At 63.8% G+C, this 14449-nt stretch carries 15 protein-coding genes; 8 read left to right on the plus strand and 7 right to left on the minus strand.

Annotated features, from left to right (window positions below; all coding sequences use genetic code 11):
* Nucleotides 1-47 precede the first annotated feature (47 nt).
* From prfA to UP06_RS05560, 3 genes are all read left to right on the plus strand, one after another.
* Complete coding sequence (prfA, locus tag UP06_RS05550) at nucleotides 48-1133, plus strand: peptide chain release factor 1 (RefSeq protein ID WP_045001258.1); 1086 nt, start codon at nucleotides 48-50, stop codon at nucleotides 1131-1133.
* Between the two features lie 7 nt (nucleotides 1134-1140).
* A complete protein-coding gene (gene prmC, locus UP06_RS05555; protein ID WP_045001259.1) occupies nucleotides 1141-2022 on the plus strand; it encodes a peptide chain release factor N(5)-glutamine methyltransferase in 882 nt (293 codons plus the stop codon).
* 463 nt (nucleotides 2023-2485) lie between these two features.
* Nucleotides 2486-3280, plus strand: coding sequence for a DUF4167 domain-containing protein (locus UP06_RS05560; protein ID WP_045001260.1), 795 nt, complete (start codon nucleotides 2486-2488; stop codon nucleotides 3278-3280).
* A gap of 63 nt (nucleotides 3281-3343) precedes the next feature.
* Here the strand turns inward: UP06_RS05560 and UP06_RS05565 are convergent, their stop codons facing one another.
* Nucleotides 3344-4084: a class I SAM-dependent methyltransferase gene (locus UP06_RS05565; RefSeq protein WP_045001261.1), complete on the minus strand. Its 741-nt coding sequence runs from the start codon at nucleotides 4082-4084 to the stop codon at nucleotides 3344-3346.
* A 108-nt stretch (nucleotides 4085-4192) separates the two neighbouring features.
* Between UP06_RS05565 and gloB the strand changes: the two genes are divergently transcribed.
* Both gloB and UP06_RS05575 read left to right on the plus strand, forming a co-directional pair.
* Nucleotides 4193-4960 (plus strand): hydroxyacylglutathione hydrolase, encoded by a 768-nt coding sequence (gene gloB, locus UP06_RS05570; protein ID WP_045001262.1) that lies wholly within the window; start codon nucleotides 4193-4195, stop codon nucleotides 4958-4960.
* A gap of 23 nt (nucleotides 4961-4983) precedes the next feature.
* Entirely contained in the window at nucleotides 4984-5406 is a 423-nt protein-coding gene (locus UP06_RS05575; RefSeq protein WP_045001263.1) for a cupin domain-containing protein, read from the plus strand.
* A 133-nt stretch (nucleotides 5407-5539) separates the two neighbouring features.
* Here the strand turns inward: UP06_RS05575 and yddG are convergent, their stop codons facing one another.
* The 3 genes from yddG to UP06_RS05590 form a co-directional block, all read right to left on the minus strand.
* Nucleotides 5540-6409, minus strand: coding sequence for an aromatic amino acid exporter YddG (gene yddG / locus UP06_RS05580; RefSeq protein ID WP_045001264.1), 870 nt, complete (start codon nucleotides 6407-6409; stop codon nucleotides 5540-5542).
* Nucleotides 6410-6510: 101 nt separating this feature from the next.
* A complete protein-coding gene (gene phbB / locus UP06_RS05585; RefSeq protein WP_045001265.1) occupies nucleotides 6511-7236 on the minus strand; it encodes an acetoacetyl-CoA reductase in 726 nt (241 codons plus the stop codon).
* A 251-nt stretch (nucleotides 7237-7487) separates the two neighbouring features.
* Entirely contained in the window at nucleotides 7488-8666 is a 1179-nt protein-coding gene (locus UP06_RS05590; RefSeq protein WP_045001266.1) for an acetyl-CoA C-acetyltransferase, read from the minus strand.
* 303 nt (nucleotides 8667-8969) lie between these two features.
* Between UP06_RS05590 and phaR the strand changes: the two genes are divergently transcribed.
* On the plus strand, nucleotides 8970-9566 hold the full coding sequence (phaR, locus tag UP06_RS05595; protein ID WP_045001267.1) for a polyhydroxyalkanoate synthesis repressor PhaR: 597 nt from the start codon (nucleotides 8970-8972) through the stop codon (nucleotides 9564-9566).
* A gap of 58 nt (nucleotides 9567-9624) precedes the next feature.
* Here phaR and UP06_RS05600 read toward each other — a convergent pair whose 3' ends face one another.
* Nucleotides 9625-10512: a branched-chain amino acid aminotransferase gene (locus tag UP06_RS05600; RefSeq protein ID WP_045001296.1), complete on the minus strand. Its 888-nt coding sequence runs from the start codon at nucleotides 10510-10512 to the stop codon at nucleotides 9625-9627.
* A 158-nt stretch (nucleotides 10513-10670) separates the two neighbouring features.
* Here UP06_RS05600 and UP06_RS05605 point away from each other — a divergent pair, with 158 nt between their 5' ends.
* Nucleotides 10671-11606: an alpha/beta hydrolase gene (locus tag UP06_RS05605; protein ID WP_045001268.1), complete on the plus strand. Its 936-nt coding sequence runs from the start codon at nucleotides 10671-10673 to the stop codon at nucleotides 11604-11606.
* A 44-nt stretch (nucleotides 11607-11650) separates the two neighbouring features.
* Here UP06_RS05605 and UP06_RS05610 read toward each other — a convergent pair whose 3' ends face one another.
* Nucleotides 11651-11899, minus strand: coding sequence for a hypothetical protein (locus tag UP06_RS05610; RefSeq protein WP_045001269.1), 249 nt, complete (start codon nucleotides 11897-11899; stop codon nucleotides 11651-11653).
* Nucleotides 11900-12268: 369 nt separating this feature from the next.
* On the opposite strand from UP06_RS05610, the gene UP06_RS05615 reads away from it, so the two are divergent.
* Nucleotides 12269-13852, plus strand: coding sequence for a sensor domain-containing diguanylate cyclase (locus UP06_RS05615; protein WP_045001270.1), 1584 nt, complete (start codon nucleotides 12269-12271; stop codon nucleotides 13850-13852).
* Nucleotides 13853-13867: 15 nt separating this feature from the next.
* Here the strand turns inward: UP06_RS05615 and UP06_RS05620 are convergent, their stop codons facing one another.
* Nucleotides 13868-14428, minus strand: a complete 561-nt coding sequence (locus UP06_RS05620; RefSeq protein ID WP_045001271.1) for a carboxymuconolactone decarboxylase family protein — start codon at nucleotides 14426-14428, stop codon at nucleotides 13868-13870.
* Nucleotides 14429-14449: the final 21 nt, after the last annotated feature.

Raw genomic sequence — 14449 nt, forward strand, 5'->3', positions numbered from 1 at the left:
GCCCGCCTTCGCCGCCTCGCCTCCTTCCGCCATTTGAGACCATACCGATGTCGTCACTCCCCGAAGCCAAACTGGACGTCCTGCTCGCGCATCACGCCTCGCTCGAGGCCGAATCGCTCGGCCAGCTCTCCTCCGAGCGCTACGTGCAGGTCACGCGCGAGCTCGCCGAGATCGGCCCGCTGATCGAGGCGGTGAAGGCCTATCGTTCTGCCGTCAAAGAACTCGCCGACACCGAGGCGCTGATCGCCGATCCCACCACGGATGCCGAGATGCGCAGCATGGCGGAGTCCGAACGCGCAGAGCTCAACCCGAAGATCGAGGAGCTGGTCCAGAAGATCCGCGTCGCGCTGCTGCCCAAGGACGCCATGGACGACCGCAACGTGGTGCTGGAAATCCGCGCCGGCACCGGCGGCGACGAGGCATCATTGTTCGCCGGCGACTTGTTCCGGATGTACGAGCGCTTCGCGAGCCTTCAGGGCTGGAAGGTCGAGGTGATCTCGGCGAGCGAGGGCACCGTCGGCGGTTACAAGGAAATCATCGCGGAGGTGCAGGGTCGCGGCGCGTTCTCGAAACTGAAATTCGAGTCCGGCGTGCACCGGGTGCAGCGCGTGCCTGACACCGAGACGCAGGGACGCATTCACACATCCGCTGCTACCGTCGCCGTAATGCCGGAGGTCGAGGAGGTCGACATCGACATCAAGAACGACGATTTGCGGATCGAGACCATGCGCGCGGGAGGCGCCGGCGGCCAGCACGTCAACAAGACCGAATCGGCGATCCGCATCACCCATATCCCGACCGGCATCGTCGTGATGATGCAGGACAGCCGCTCGCAGCACAAGAATCGCGCGTCCGCCATGAACATCCTGCGCTCACGCATCTACGACGCCGAGCAACAGCGCGTCGACGCGGCACGCTCGGCCGAGCGCAAGGAGAAGGTCGGGTCCGGCGACCGCAGCGAGCGCATCCGCACCTATAATTTCCCGCAAGGACGCGTCACCGACCACCGCATCAATTTGACCCTCTACAAGCTGCCGCAGGTGATCGCGGGCGAAGCAATCGGCGAATTGATCGACGCGCTGACCACCGAGCACCAGGCAGCCCAGCTCGCTGCGCAAGGCGCGGCGGCGTGACCGGCGCGTGAGCAATCCCTTCACCGGACAGCCAATCGAGAGCGCGCGGCGCGGGCTCGCCGCGCAGCTGAGATCGGCGCAGCTCGACGAAGCCGAGCTCGACGCTCGCATCCTGCTCGGCGCCGCGCTTGGTCTCGATCTGACCGGCCTGATTGCGCAGGCCGCCCGCGCCCTCACCGAAGCCGAGGCGTCGCAGCTCGCACAATATGCGCAGCGTCGCATCGCCGGCGAGCCGGTGGCGCGCATTCTCGGCGTGTGCGAGTTCTGGGGTTTGCCGTTGCGACTGTCGGAAGCAACCCTGATCCCGCGTCCCGATACCGAGACGGTGGTTGAGCATGCGCTCGAACTTTTTCGCGAGCAGCCGACATCCCATCGCCCGCGCATCGCCGACATCGGCACCGGGTCCGGCGCGATCCTGCTCGCGCTGCTGCACGAGATTCCGGCTGCCTTCGGCGTCGGCACCGATCTCAGCCTCTCCGCGCTCGGCACTGCCAGGGGCAATGCCGCCGCGCTCGGCCTTGCCGACCGCGCGGCCTTCGTCGCCTGCTCCTATGCGGCGGCGCTCTCGGGCCCGTTCGATCTCATCGTGTCGAATCCACCCTATATTCCCTCAGCTGAAATCCCGAAATTGAGCGTCGAAGTCCGCGAGCACGATCCGCATCTGGCGCTCGATGGCGGCAACGACGGATATGATGCCTACCGCGCCTTGATCCCCCAGGCGGCTGAGCGGCTCGCCCCCGGCGGAGCGCTGATCGTCGAGGCCGGACAGGGTCAGGCGCGAAATATTGAAACCTTGATGACCGCCGCCGCGTTATCGGTGGACAGACCGCCCAAGGCTGACCTGGCGGGCATCCCGAGGGCCGTTTCGGCCCGAAAAATGCCTCCATAAAAGCCGGATTGGGCTCCAAAAAACCTCTTGGAATATCCGGTTGGAACGACTACGTTCTTCCCAACATATCGGTGTCGGCCCCGTGGACTTACGGGCGAAAGCCGGGCTCTCAAGCGAGAGCTTCACTGATTTAAGGTTCCATGCCGCAGGTTCTGTTAAGCGCGATGGCCCATTGAGGTACGCTGCTTTCCGACCGCAACGTGAACGAAAGCCTGATATTGCGCGCGAAGATTAACGCAAGAAACCAGGGCTTGTTTTGGCAGGCAAAATGAATGGGTTCGCTGGCGATGAATGCTGGCGGGTGGGGAACGCGTCCTTGTTGAACGCGACGGTCGACGAACATCGGCAGGGTCTAATCCGCTCTCGCGTGCGCTGCGCGCGAGACATGTGAACCGCTGTCATTGGGTCACTCACAGCAATCAGTAATGCGTGCAACCTTTAGGGCTGGAATTAAAGGCAGGACATGAGAAACGGTCAGAACAAGCAGCGGATGCGCAACCGCAACAACAACAACAGCAATAATAACAACAACAATCACAACCGGCGCGGCCAGAACCCGATGACCCGGGTCTACGAATCGAACGGGCCCGACATCAAGATCCGCGGCACCGCCTCGCACATCGCCGAGAAATATCTCCAGCTCGCGCGCGATGCGCGCTCCGCATCAGGCGACCCGGTTGCTGCCGAAAACTACTACCAGCACGCCGAGCACTATTTCCGCCTGATCGCGACGGCTCAGGAGCAATTCCGCCAGAACCAGCAGCCGCGCGGCGACGAGCCTGTCAACAACAGCAGCGACGACAGCGAGGACGACGGCGAGAATTTCTCGAACTTCGGCCAGGAGCCGGGCTTCGTTCCGCAGCCGCCCCAGCAGCAGCAGCCTTATGTGCGCGACGGCCAGCGCGAGCAGCAGCGTGATTTTCAGCAGCGGGACAACCAACCCTATCAGCGTGAGAACCAGCAGCCGCGCGAGCACCGCGAGCGCGACCACCGTCCGCAGCCGCAATATCAGCCCCAGCCGCAACCGCCGAACCAGCCGCAGCCTGTCGTCGTCGCTGAAGCCGGCAACGTCGATCGACTGCCCTCCTTCATCACCGGCCCGCAGCCGCAGCTGAACGGCGGCCAGGGCGCTGGCGTGGAAGGCGGTGGTGCCGGCGAGCGCTTCCCGCGACGACGCCGCCGGCCGCATGCCGGCCCTCGCCCCGAGCGCGAGGCGGCTCCGGCCACTTCCGGCGACGATCTCGCCCCCAGCGAGTAAGCCGCAGCGTTTCTTCTGATGTCCTGAACTGCATCGTCCCGGCCTCGCCGGGACGATTTGCTTTTAAGTGCGCGTCACTGTCGAGGACGGCACCAGAACCGGCTTCAACGAGGGAATCAACCGCGCCCGTTCGCGCTTGGCCGGGATCGCCCGATAGACCTGCTTGGTGGCCTCGACGATGTGGACGCCGGCAAAGGGCAGCGACAGCGCCGCACCAGCGCGCTCCCACATCTGCGCTGATTTGAGCACCCAGCCGCCGGCATAAGGCGGCATGAACAGCGCCTCGCCCCACGAGGTCGGCGTGAACCAGGTCTGGCGCAACAAATCCGTGATCTGCGAACGCGAATAGGGCCGGCCGTGTCCGAACGGCGTACTGTCGGTCCGGGTCCACACGCCGCGCCGGTTCGGGATCACCGCGATGACGCGGCCGGATGGCGACAGCACCCGCCACACCTCGCGCAGGAGCGCGGCCGGATCGTCCGACATCTCCAGTGCGTGGACCAGCAGGATGCGGTCCACCGCGGCGTCGGGAAGCGGCAGCGAGAATTCGTCGACCAGCGAGGCCAGCGCGGGGCGTCCCGTCGGCCATTTCAACACGCCCTGGGCCGCCGGCATGAAGGCGATGCAGCGCTCCGCGTCCTCGCGGAACAGCCCGAGATAGGGTGTGGGATAGCCGATCCCGAGCACGCGCTGACCTTCAGCGCTCGGCCAGCGCTCCCTGAGGCCGCGATTGATCATTTGCCGCGCCACGATCCCGAGGCGGCGGGAATAAAACTCGCGGAGGTCGACGACATCGATGGTCATGACGGCAATGTAACATGCACAAGGCGGCGGCCGCGCGCCGAATATTGCATTGCCTGCGCAACGTTAACGCCATATTTGTCTGACGGGGCTGAGCCCGATGGAGATGTCATGGCCGCCGAAATTCGTACTTTCACCTGTTTAAACGACAATTTCGGTTATCTGATCCACGATGTGGAAACCAAGGCAACGGCGTCGATCGACGCGCCGGAGGCCGGTCCCATCCTCAACGCGCTGGAGCGCGAGGGCTGGCAGCTCACCGACATCCTGATCACCCATCATCATGGCGATCATGTCGGCGGCGTCGCCGAACTCAAGCAAAAATACAATTGCCGCGTCGTCGCGCCGCATGACAAGACGACGAAGATTGCGAACGTCGACCTGCGCGTCGCCAATGCCGACGTGGTCAAGATCGGAAACCTGCTGGCGCGCGTGCTGGAAACACCCGGCCATACGCTCGACCACATCTCCTACGTGTTCGACACCGAGAAGACGCTGTTTGCCGCCGACACGCTGTTCTCGATCGGCTGCGGCCGCGTGTTCGAGGGCAACCATCCGATGATGTGGGACTCGCTTCTGAAGCTGCGTGCCCTGCCCGACGATTTCAAGCTCTATTGCGGCCACGAATACACCGCCTCCAACGTCAAGTTCGCGCTCACCGTCGAGCCCGACAACGCGGCGCTCCAGGCGCGTGCAGCGGAAGTGGCGAAGCTCCGGGCGGAGAACAAGCCGACCATTCCCTCACTGCTTGGTGATGAGAAGCGAGCAAATGTGTTCCTCCGCGCTGATGAACCCTCGGTCGCAGCCAAGCTACACATGAAGGGTGCGGATGCCGCCACGGTGTTCAGCGAGCTGCGCGAGCGCAAGAACAAATCCTGAAGACCAAATTCTGACGGGGATCGATGCCGACCGCAGCCGAGATCATCGCACGCCTCGAACTCCGCCCGCATCCCGAAGGCGGGCATTACCGCGAGACCTTTCGCGACCAGACCACGGACGCCAACGGCCGCTCGCGCTCGACCCTGATCTATTTTCTGCTCGCCCGCGGCGAGCGCTCGCACTGGCATCGCATCGATGCGGTCGAGATCTGGCATTACTATGCCGGAAGCCCTTTGGCGCTGCGCATCGCGCACGATGGCTGCTCCCAGCACGAGGTGCGCCTCGGCACGGATCTCTTGAGCGGCGAGCGGCCCCAGGCGATCGTTCCGGCCGATGCCTGGCAGATGGCGGAGACCACCGGCGAATGGACGCTGGTCGGCTGCACGGTGGCACCGGCCTTCGAGTTCGCAAAATTCGAGCTCGCGCCGAAAGGCTGGGAGCCTTAACCACGGCCATTCCGGGGCGCCGCATAGCGGCGAGCTATGATGCGCAATTGCGCATCTGAGAATCCATCTCACAACTACTGACGTGGATAAATGGATTCCGGGCTCGATGCTGCGCATCGCCCCGGAATGACGGTCACCGCTTCCGCAGCACCATGTCCTTCGCCGCGATCAGGCCGCCGCCGGCGATCAGGATCGCGGCGAGGGCGAGGTTGGCGCTGGCCTTGGCGAAGCCGGCGGCGATGAGGAAGCCGGTCGAGAGCAGCGGCGTCGCATAGGATGCGGCGCCGAGCACACGGATATCGCCGCGCTTCATGCCGATGTCCCAGGCGTAGAACGCGGCACCAACGGGACCGATACCGAGCGCGATCACGGAGAGCCATTGCAGGCTCGTCTCCGGCCACACGGTGGTTTCAAGCGCACCATGCATCAGCGCGGCGAGCAATGCTGTGGCCAGGCAGAATCCCGCGACCGCATCGGTCGGCACCGCCTTGAGCCGGCGCGACAGCACCGAATAGGTTGCCCACACGAACGCGGCGATGAAGGCCGCGATCAATCCTGGCAACTGGCCCGGCGCGAAGCCGGAGGTGTTGCCGGCGAGCAGCAACACGGTGCCGACGAGGCCGAGCACGGCGCCGATGATGTGATGCACGGCCAACCGCTCGCCCGGCAGCAACGACGAGAACAGCACGATCAGCAGCGGCCAGAGATAATTCAGCAAGCCTGCTTCGGCCGGCGGCGCGAAGCGCAGCGCGAGGAAATACAGCGCGTGATAGCCGAACAATCCGCCGACGCCGACGGCCCAAACGACCAACGGCTGACGCAAGCTCCTGGCCGCCTCGCTGCGGCCGATCCAGGTGAGAAGACCGACGAGACCGCCGATCGCAAAGGTCATCGCGGCAAGCTGGAACGCCGGGATCTTTCCGGTCGCCACCGTCATCACGGAGAGCAGCGACCACATCAGGATCGCGGTCAGTCCGATCAGGGTGGCAGTGCGCGGATTCATCGATCGAAAGGCTCTGAGAACACGGATGCCCGGCACGTGGCCGGGCATGGCGTCTTCATTATCGTCTTGTCGCGCCTGAAGCTACATGCTTGGCGGCTCTATCAGGCGTGATACTGGCCGCCATTGATGGTCAGCGTCGAGCCGGTGATGAAGCCGGCCTCGTCTGCCGCAAGGAACACCACGGCGCGCGCAATCTCCTCGGGCTCGCCAAGGCGGTTGACCGGGATCTGCGGGATCACGTTCTTCTCCAGCACCTCCTTCGGCACAGCCTGCACCATCTCGGTGTTGATGTAGCCCGGCGCGATGGCGTTGACGGTGATCCCAATCTTGGCATTCTCCAGCGCAAGCGCCTTGGTGAAGCCGATGTCGCCGGCCTTTGCCGCGGAGTAGTTGACCTGGCCGAACTGTCCCTTCTGGCCGTTGATCGATGAGATCGAGATGACGCGGCCGAACTTGCGGGCGCGCATGCCTTCAATCACCTGGCGTGTCATGTTGAACAGCGAGCCGAGATTGGTGTTGATGACGGCGTTCCACTGATCGAGCGTCATCTTGTGGAAGGGGGTGTCGCGGGTGATGCCGGCATTGTTGACGAGCACGTCGACGGGACCGAGATCGGCCTCGACCTGCTTGACCCCCGCCGCGCAGGCATCGAACGACGCGACGTCCCATTTGTAGACGGCAATCCCCGTCTCAGCCTTGAACTTCTCCGCTGCCGTATCATTACCGGCGTAGCTCGCCGCGACCTTGTAGCCGGCCGCCTTCAGCGCCTTGCTGATCGCAGCTCCGATGCCCCGCGTACCACCCGTCACCAATGCAACACGTGCCATATCGTATTCCTTCCCTTGGACTCTTCGGACGTTTCTGAGTGATGGTTTTTAACGGTGGATTATGGGGCAGGTTTGACGGACATCAAGAACAAAACGCCCGGCATCGAGCCGGGCGTTTCTCTTTAGTCGAGGCTTGCACGATTGCGAAGAATATTTGATTTGCAACCGCCGCCTTTTTAATCGCGTGCAACGCACTCACTCATGTGTGCGGCGCACGCGTAAATTACACGTAAGTTACGCGTAAGCTGTCTTCAGTCGCGCGCGATACACATCGCGATGCCCATGCCGCCGCCGATGCACAGCGTGGCGAGGCCCTTCTTCGAATCGCGCTTCTGCATCTCGTGCAGCAGCGTCACCAGCACGCGCGCGCCGGAGGCGCCGACCGGATGGCCGATTGCGATCGCGCCGCCATTGACGTTGACCCTGGAGGTGTCCCAGCCGAGGTCCTTGTTGACGGCGCAAGCCTGTGCCGCGAAAGCCTCGTTGGCCTCGATCAGGTCGAGGTCGCCGACGCTCCAGCCGGCTTTCTTCAGCGCGGCGCGCGAGGCCGGGATCGGGCCCGAACCCATGATCTTCGGATCGACGCCGGCCTGCGCCCAGGACACGATGCGCGCGAGTGGCTTCTTGCCTTCCTTGGCGGCCTGCTTAGCCGTCATCAGCACCACGACGGCGGCGCCGTCATTGATGCCTGAGGCCGAACCCGCGGTGACCGTGCCTTCCTTCTCGAAGGCTGGCTTGAGCTTCGCCATCCCGTCGAGCGTTGCGCCGTGACGCGGATATTCGTCGGCGCTGACGACGATGTCGCCCTTGCGGGTCTTGATGGTGACGGGGACGATCTCGTCGTTGAACTTGCCGGCCTTCTGCGCCGCCTCTGCCTTCTGCTGCGAGGCGACCGCGAATTCGTCCTGCTGGGCGCGAGTGATCTGCCACTGCCGCGCGACGTTCTCGGCGGTGTTGCCCATGTGGTAGCCGTTGAAGGCATCCCACAATCCGTCCTTGATCATGGTGTCGACGAACTCGACCGGGCCCATCTTGACACCGCCACGCAGGTACTGCGCGTGCGGGGCCATGCTCATGGATTCCTGGCCGCCGGCAACCACGATCTCGGAATCGCCGTTGAGCAGCGCCTGGTAACCGAGCGCGACCGTACGCAGGCCCGAACCGCAAAGCATGTTCACGCCCCAAGCCGGGCTCTCGACCGGAATGCCGGAAGCAATCGAGGCTTGGCGGGCCGGGTTCTGGCCCTGAGCGGCAGTCAGGATCTGGCCCATGATGACTTCGGAGACCCGACCGGGCTCGATGCCGCCGCGCTCGAGCGCAGCCTTGATGGCGATCGCGCCGAGATCGTGGGCTGGAAGGGTCGCGAACGCTCCGTTGAAGCTTCCGACCGGGGTGCGGGCGGCGCTGACGATGACGACATCGTCTGACATGGGCATCTCCTGGGGTTGAATGGGGGCAGACGGGGCTGGGAAAAGGCTCGCCAGTCTCGAATGGCATCCTGTTAACGTCGTTGAGGCATGTCAATCGGCTGGTGACCGAATTCATGCCGCAGCGCATTCAAAATAGCGTTCTTGGCGATTTCGCAAGCACGTTTTTGCTGTGCAATTAACCGTGCCGCACAAAACGGTAGCGTACCCCCTTTGAAAATGCTTATTTTGTTGCGTTGCGTACTCTTCCCGCCCTGCGGCATAGCCCGCCGGGTTCCCGTTCTCAGTGTTTGCAAGTGAGAGCCCATGGCGAAATCAGACCAACCCACCACCATCAAAAAATACGCGAACCGCCGGCTCTATAACACCGGAACGAGCACCTATGTGACGCTGGAAGACCTCGCCTCCATGGTCAAGGACGGTGAAGATTTCCTGGTCTACGACGCCAAGTCCGGTGACGACATCACCCGCTCCGTGCTCGCCCAGATCATCTTCGAGCAGGAGAACAAGGCCGGCCAGAACCTGCTGCCGACCACCTTCCTGCGCCAGCTGATCCGCTTCTACGGCGACAGCATGCAGATGGTGGTGCCGAAATATCTCGAGCAGGCCATCGCGTCGCTGACCCAGGAGCAGGAAAAGTTCCGCAAGCAGATCGCCACCTCGCTCTCCGGAACCCCGTTTGCCCCGCTGGAAGAACAGGTCCGCCGCAACATGGAGCTGTTCCAGCAGACCTTCTCGATGTTCAAGCCTTTTGTCCCCACCGCGGGCCGCCCTGCGGGCACGCCGGAGCCGGAACTTGACGCCAGCGCCGAGCCGGCCAAGGACACCAACATCGACGATCTGCGCCAGCAGATGAAGGACATGCAGGAACGCCTCGAGAAGATGTCGAAGAAGGACGAATAGTCTTTCGTTCACTTGGCGGCTTGGGTCCTGGCTTTCGCCAGGATGACGGTGGGGGAAGCTACGCCGCCAGCTTCACCGCATGCGCGAAATCCCAATAGAGCTGGCGCGCTTTCGTGTAGAGCGGCCCGGGCTTCAGCTCGCGCTGGTCAATACGAATCACAGGCGAGACCTTTGCAAAGTTGCCGGTGGAAAAGATTTCGTCGGCGGCGAGGAAGTCGGCATAGCGCAACGTCTTTTCGATCACAGTGACGCCGTCGGCACGGAGCAGGCCGATGACGCGCTGGCGCGTGATGCCGTTGAGGAACGTGCCGTTCGGCACCGGCGTGAAGACCACACCGTCCTTGGCCATGAACACGTTGGAATTGCCGAACTCCGCGACGTTGCCGAGCATGTCGAGCATCAGCGCGTTCTGGAAGCCGCGCGAGGCGGCTTCGGCTAGCGCCCGCGAATTGTTCGGATAAAGGCAGGCCGCCTTGGCCTCGACCGGCGCACATTCGGCGGTGGGCCTGCGGAACGGCGACAGCGTGATCGCGTTGCCGACCGGCTTCGGCAGCGGCGCCTCGTAGATGCACAGGCACCAATTGGTGGTCTCGGGGTCGAACAGCACGCCGCCGCCGGCGCCGTTCTGCGCCCAGTACATCGGGCGGACATAGAGCTCGGCATTCGCTGCGAAGCGCGCAATGCCTTCGTTTGCGAGCGTGAGCCAGGTGCCGGCATCGACCACCGGCTTAAGGCCAAAGTTGATCGCGGATTGATTGGCGCGGGCGACGTGGCGGTCGAGATCGGGCGCGACACCTTCGAACGCGCGTGCACCGTCGAACACCACCGAGCCGAGCCAGGCCGCATGCGTGCGCGGCCCCATGATCGGCACGTTGCCGTCATGCCATTGGCCCTCGAAGAAGGTCCAGCTCGGCGAATATTCGATGGGTTTCTTGATCTCGGCCATGACCGGCATCCCTTGGAAATATTGGGCACTATTCTCCCAACTTCTAAAGGATTTCCTGCGGGAATGGCACCCTCCCCTGGAGGGTCAGCGACAGTGCGGAGGCGGCATCAAATCGAGCACAAAGCGGCTATAATGCGGATTACGTTACGGAGTTTTCCATGCCGCTCGACCCGCTCGCCAAGCGCTTGTTGACCATGATGGCTGCGGCCGCACCGCAGACGCCGAGTCGGCCGAGCGTCGAGGCGCGGCGGCAGTCGCTGGCAAAGCTGATGCAATTCGCGCGCACTGATGCGCCGGATGTGACGACGTCCGACGGCACGCTTCCCGGTCCCGGCGGAAAACGTCCCTATCGGCTATACACACCCCCGAGCGCCGGTGAGCGCGCGCCGGGCTTCGTGTTCTTTCATGGCGGCGGTCTGGTCGCCGGCAGCGTTTTGACGCACGACCGTATCGCGGCGGCGCTCGCACATGCGACCGGCTGCCGTCTCGTCTCGGTCGACTACCGACTCGCACCCGAGCACAAATTTCCCGCCGCCGTGGACGATGCCATTGCGGCGACCGAATGGGTGGCGCGCGAAGCCTCGTCCCTCGGCATCGATGCCGAGCGGCTGGTGATCGGCGGCGATTCCGCAGGCGCCACGTTGGCTGCGATCGTGTGCCAGGAGGCGCAGCAAAGCGCCGGCCTGTCGATCGTCGCGCAATGCCTGATCTGTCCTGTGCTGGATTTCGAGGAGACCTCGCCCTCGCGCGAGGCGTTCGCCGAAGGTTATTTGATCGATCGCGCCACGATCGAGGCGGATCTCGCCGACTACCTGCCGGACGGCATCGATGCCGCCGATCCCCGCATCTCGCCGCTGCGCGCGACGCGGCTTGCGGGCCTGCCGACCGCTATCATCCACACCGCCGAATTCGACCCGATGCGCGACGAAGGCAATGCCTATGCCCGCAAGCTGCTCACAGCCGGCGTCGCCGTCGAGCACGTCTGCCACGACGGCATGGTTCACAATTTTCATGCCATGGGGGCGATCCTGCCACAGGCGCAGCTCGTGCTGTCGCAGATCGGTGAGCAGGTGCGCCGCGCAGTCGCGAGGTGAGGTGCGACGCCCCCTTAGCCCTTACGAGAGAAGGGAAGACGGCATCACGCCCGCGCGTTGAGCACAGCTCTTGCCGCCACGACGTATTCCGGCCAATGCGCGTCCGCGTAACGTTCGGCCTGGCGTTCGCAGGTGACGTCGGGCGCATGCGCTGCCGCGATCATCCGTGCAAAATGCTCTTCGGCCACCGTCGTATCGTCAGCCACGGGCGCCGGCGTCGCGGCGGCAAGTGCGGTCGGAGTGACCACGAGCCCCGCCAGTCCGGCAAGCAGGATGCGGCGTGACGTCTTCATGGCTATCGTCCTTCATAGTCCGGCCTGCACTCTGGCGGGCGAGTGTGTCAGTGCGATCACGGCAGGGTAACCGCGCACAACGGTGCCGTCCATCGCTTGACGCTGCGGACGCCGCTCTATGCCGTGCGCAACAGACCGCGGTCTTGGTGGATTTTCGGTAAAACGCCGCTTCCGCATTTTCACGGATGCCAACGCAAGGGCAACAACCGCCTGTCGTTGATGATGAAGGGCTTTTCGCGTTTCAGCGCGCACGTACATGGTGCCGACGCGTGAACCAATTGTTAGCCCTCCCGCGCGATTGCCCTCCGCCTTACCTCTCGGCAAATAAGCTTGCGACAGACTGGGCCGGCTTCGTCAGGGAGGTTGGGAATGCCCCGTTTGGTGTCGGAACGAACGTTTCTGGCCGGAAAGATCATCTTCAACTTCGGTCAATCGACCATCGATTGCGTCGTGCGCCGAATGTCAGAAGACGGCGCGACACTGGAGATGCAGAGCAGCCTCGGCGTGCCCGAACGATTCCACCTCAGGCTCGCAAGCCAGGAGATCATCTCCTGCCGCGTGCTCTGGCGGTCGGACCGCCAGGTCGGGGTCGCACTCGGAGCGGAAGATCATGTCGAACCCAAAACCGAGAATGAGCCCGGGCGGAGCGCCGACTCGCTGCTGCGCGGGCAGATGCTTGCGCTTCGCGCGGCACTTGATTTCGTCCCGCTCGGCATTGTGCTGCTCGATGCCAATCTCCGCGCGCAGTTGATCAACCGCGCGTTTCGGCGGATGTGGCTGTTGCCGGATGAAGTTGCCAACAGCAATCCGTCTTTTGCGACGCTGATGCACCATGGCCGCGATACGCTCGCCTATGAGGTTCCGCCGGCCGAGCTTGAAGCCTATGTCGCCGAGCGTGTCGGTCAAATACAGGCGGGTGATGCATCTCCACGCGACCTACGCCGCTCCGGCGGCGATGTCATTCGCATGCAATGCACGCCGCTGCCTGACGGCGGGCGGATGCTGACCTATACGCCCGTCACCGACATCGTGCGCTATTCCGACGAGCTGAAATTGCTGCGCGACGCACTCGAGAATGTCGAGGACGGCGTGCTGTTGCTCGACCGCGATCTCAACGCCAGCTTCATGAACCGGCGAATGCGGCGGTTCTGGGAGGTGAATGAGCAAGAGGCCGCCGACCGCCCGACTTACGCATCGCTGGTGAGCCGGGCGCAGCGCGCGAGCGCGCCGGATCTCCCGGCGAACGAATTGACGAGGTTTCCCACCAAGCGCGTCGCTGAAGTCAAGGCCGGCGATCATGTGCGCGACCTCCAGACGCCGGACGGGCGGCGAATCAGGGCCCATTGCACCACGATGTCGAATGGCGGTCGCATGTTGACCTATGTCGACATCACCGATCTCACTAACAAGGCCAATATGCTGGAGCGGCTCGCGACCACCGACCCGCTGACGGGCCTCTATAACCGCCGCCATTTTCTCGGCTCTCTCGATGCGGAATGGAGCCGCTTCCAGCGCTACTACCGCTCCGTCTCGGTCCTGATGCTCGACATCGACCATTTCAAATCGGTCAACGACCGCTATGGTCACGCGGTCGGCGACGAGGCGATCAAGGCGGTTGGGGCTGCGTGCATCGCTGGCAAACGCAAGTCCGATCTCGTCGGTCGCCTTGGCGGCGAGGAATTTGCGGTCCTCCTGCCCGAGACCAGCCTGTCCCGTGCAAGGATGGTGGCCGAGCGCATCCGCAAGGGCGTGATGAGCTCGCAGATCTTTGCCGACAAGATTCAATTCGGCCTTACCGTGAGCATCGGCATCGCCGAGGCCACCGTCAGCATGTCCGGCATCGACGCACTGATGGGTGCGGCCGATCATGCGCTCTATCAGGCCAAGGCCGAAGGCCGCAATCGCTGTATCTCCTGGGAGCCCCCGCTGCCTGCAAGCAAGGCGGCGGAGTGACCCTCGGAGCAGCTTCTACTCCGGCACCGGTACGTCAAACGTATTCAGCGTGACCGAGACCATGCAGTAGACGCCGACGAGATAAGAGAGTTCGGCCGCGCCGTGCTCGCCGAACTCCTTCACCGCGGCCCGATAGGTCAGCTCCGGCAGTACGCCGCCGCTGACCAGCGCGGACGCCATGTCGTAGGCGACCGCCTCTTGCTTGGTGAGATCGACCGGCCGCTGTCCGGCGACGATGGTCGCGAGTTTTTCGTCGGAGAGCCCGCGCTGCTCGGCGACCAGCACGTGAGCATAGAGCTCGTAGCCGGAGCGGAAATGCGAACCGGTGACGAGGATCGCGACCTCGCGCACCGGTGCCGGCAACAGCGGGTTCGACGCGATCGCCTTGACCAGCTCCCACACCGGCTTGCCGAAGCGCGGCTCGCGGATCCACGGATTCCACGGTCCGAGCAGCGCGCCGTCGTCGCGCATGTTCACGAAGCCCTTGAAGTGGTCCTTGATGCCGGCCTGCATGTCGTCATAGAGCGGCTTCTGTTCGGCACTCAGGTCTTTCGGATCGAGAATGGGAAGGCGCACGGCAGGATCTCCTCGTTGAGA

This window comes from Bradyrhizobium sp. LTSP857 (assembly GCF_000938285.1).
Lineage (GTDB): Bacteria > Pseudomonadota > Alphaproteobacteria > Rhizobiales > Xanthobacteraceae > Bradyrhizobium.